Source organism: Microcella sp. (genome assembly GCF_051860105.1).
GTDB lineage: Bacteria > Actinomycetota > Actinomycetes > Actinomycetales > Microbacteriaceae > Microcella.
The window spans coordinates 1-2,725 of sequence record NZ_JBHYEO010000047.1 but is presented as its reverse complement, the minus strand read 5'-3'; the positions used below and the strand labels follow the sequence as shown (position 1 = coordinate 2,725).

The 2,725-nt window shown below is 73.7% G+C and carries 3 protein-coding genes; 2 read left to right on the top strand and 1 reads right to left on the bottom strand.

Annotated elements, in window-relative coordinates; all coding sequences use genetic code 11:
• A partial coding sequence (locus tag ACTIE9_RS13335) for a hypothetical protein (protein ID WP_439566052.1) occupies positions 1 to 434 on the bottom strand: 434 nt, incomplete at its 3' end.
• A gap of 83 nt (positions 435 to 517) precedes the next feature.
• On the opposite strand from ACTIE9_RS13335, the gene ACTIE9_RS13330 reads away from it, so the two are divergent.
• The gene (locus ACTIE9_RS13330; protein ID WP_439566051.1) at positions 518 to 1,039 is read left to right on the top strand and encodes an RNA polymerase sigma factor; all 522 of its coding nucleotides are present in this window, start codon (positions 518 to 520) and stop codon (positions 1,037 to 1,039) included.
• A gap of 7 nt (positions 1,040 to 1,046) precedes the next feature.
• Positions 1,047 to 2,474, top strand: a complete 1,428-nt coding sequence (locus ACTIE9_RS13325; RefSeq protein ID WP_439566050.1) for a hypothetical protein — start codon at positions 1,047 to 1,049, stop codon at positions 2,472 to 2,474.
• Positions 2,475 to 2,725: the final 251 nt, after the last annotated feature.

The window sequence follows — 2,725 nt, the reverse complement described above, 5'->3', positions numbered from 1 at the left end:
CTGATGCCGACGACGATCAGGGCGATCTGGATGCCCGAGCGCCGTCGCCCATCGCCTGTGGTCGCGGGCGCCGCAGCGGCGGGCGGCGACGCCACCGCGTCGGCGGCGCCCGCGAGCTGCGCGGCCGACGCCGCCGCGCCCGGGACAGCTGCGGGCGCGGCGACCGAGGGTGCGGCGACCGCGGCGGCAGCGGTCTCACGGCGCATGCGGCCGATGATGTCGAGGCGGGCATCCAGCGCATCGGCGATCGTCGCCGACGACGACGCGAGCTCCGCCGCGGCCGGGTGCCGCAGGTCGAGGCCGCAGCTCGCGCAGACCGTCGAGGTGAGGGGCACGAAGCAGGCGGGGCAGCTCGTCGTGAGCCGCAGCTCGGCCGAGGATCGCGGGAAGATCACGCGCCCGGCCCATGCGCGATCGGGGGTGGTCTCGCTCATGCGCACACGCTATCGCCGTGACGTTCGACACGCGCGAAACGTTGGGGTGCCTGTGCACGGGCCGCGCCGCCAGACTGGGGGGCATGCCCGCGTCGAGCGAGCCCTTCGTGGCGATCTACACCCAGCACCTTCCCGCCGTCAGCCGCTATCTCGCGCGCCGCGTCGATCGCGCTGACGTCGACGACCTCGCGGCCGACGTCTTCGCGATCGCCTGGCGCAAGCGCGAGACGGTGACGCCGGGGGAGGAGCTGCCCTGGCTCTACCGCATCGCCTCGTACCAGGTGGCGAACCATCGCCGCCGGCTCGCCGCCCGTGCCTCGATGCTCGGCCTGCTGTCGGTGCCCGACTCGGCACCCTCGGCCGAGTCGCTCGTGACCGCCGATGCCGAGCTCGCGCGCGCGTGGGCCGCCATCGGGGCGCGCGACCGTGAGGTGCTCGCCCTCGTCGTGCTCGACGACCTCTCGGTGGGCGACGCGGCGATCGCGCTCGGTGTCAGCGCGAACGCCGTGAGCATCCGGCTGCACCGCGCCCGGAAGGCGCTCGCCGCAGCCCTGGGCGACACCGATTCCGGCGGCGGTGAAAGATCGGGCGCCCGCGCGACATAAACCGGGTATGAGTGACAACGCTGACAACCTGACCGACCGTCTGCGGCGATCGGCGGGCACGGATGCCCCGGCCCCCGATCTCTCGCCCGACCTCGTCGCCTCCGCCCCGACCCGGCGCGCTCCCCGACTCGTGAACCACGGTCGCACCACGCGGTTCGCGAGCGCGTCGCTCACCGCCGTCGCGGCCGTGGCCGTGGGCTCGCTCGTCATCGCGAACCCGTTCGCCCCGCGCGACCCGCTGTTCACGGCGGCCGCAGCCGGAGCGCCCGGCGCCACCGAGGCCTCGGCGATGGCCGACGAGGCCCGCATCGCGCTCTGGATCGACTACGACTACGTCGCCGGCCCCGGGCTCGGCACCGACGGCGGCAGCGGCGGCGTGTACCAGTTGCAGCGGGTCGGCACGCCCGAGCAGGTGCTCGCCGACGTGGCCGACCAGTTCGGTGTCGACGGCGCGGTCGGGCAGACCTCGTACTTCGACCCGGCCTGGCCGAGCTACGTCGTCGGCCCGGAAGACGGCTCGGGCCCCTCCATCACCGTCACCTGGAGTGGCACCGGCAACTGGTGGTACAACAACCCCGCCGCCTACCCCGCGCCGGTCTGCGAACTGGTGAGCTACGAGACGGAGAACGGCACGGAGGAGTTCGAGGAGTGCGTCGCGCCCGAGATCCCCGCCAGCGAGTCGCTCGCACCGAGCGAGGCCGAGGCGCGGTCGCAGGCCGCCGAGCTGTTCGCGGAGATGGGCCTCAATGTCGAGCCCGCCGACGTGCGCGTCATGGCCGACGCCTGGCAGACGATGGCGACCGCCAACCTCGTCGTCGACGGTGTCGCGACCGCGATCGACTACAGCGTGGCGTGGAGCCCGCTCGGCGAGATCGCCTGGGCCTACGGCCACTCGATCGAGGTCGTCGAGCGCGGCGACTTCGGCACGGTCTCGCCCACCGAAGCGGTCGACCGCCTCGACGACGGCCGCTGGTACGGCGCGGGCGGTCCCGACTACCAGGGCGGCATGAACATCCTCGCCGCCGAGTCGGGTCTGGCGCGGGATGCTGTGCCCGCGCCCGGCGCACCCGACACCTCGGTCTCGTCGCCGGTCGACGAGCCCGGCGCGCCCGCCGAGCCCGCGCCGACCGAGCCCGGGGTCGTCGAGCCCGAGCCGACCGAGCCTGCGCCGACCGAGCCGAGCGAGGAGCCGATCGTCGAGCCGACGACCGAGCCCGCGCCGCTGCCCGAGCCCGAGCAGGTGACGGTGACAGTCGACAGCGCCGAGGCGACGCTGCTGCTGCTGTGGGACGCCGACGGCAACGCCTGGCTCGTGCCGGGCTACGCCATGCAGCACCCGGACGGCTTCTGGAACACGATCGTCTCGCTCGTCGAGGGCGTCATCGAGTTGCCGCCGCCCTTCGAGGGCGAGATCACGCCCTTCCTCGAAGACTGAGCCTCTCCTGAGGTCGACGCCCCCACAGGTTGGGCTGCGGGGGCGTCGTCGTGGACGGTGCGGAGCGCGCTGCGCCGCAGGAGCGGCGGTTCGTGCGGCGTGAGCCGGGAGGCGCGGAGTGCGACGACCGCGCTCGTCGCGCGGAGCGCGCTGCGCCGCAGGAGCGGCGGCGCAGCCAGGAATCACTACGAGGGGCTGACGGTGTCTGGTTTCAGCACATCGTGGACACTTGTCTCCCGACATCGTGGACA

Coding starts and splice junctions, on each gene's coding strand:
- ACTIE9_RS13330 (WP_439566051.1), top strand. CDS start 518: ATGCCCGCGTCGAGCGAGCCCTTCGTGGCGATCTACACCCAGCACCTT.
- ACTIE9_RS13325 (WP_439566050.1), top strand. CDS start 1,047: ATGAGTGACAACGCTGACAACCTGACCGACCGTCTGCGGCGATCGGCG.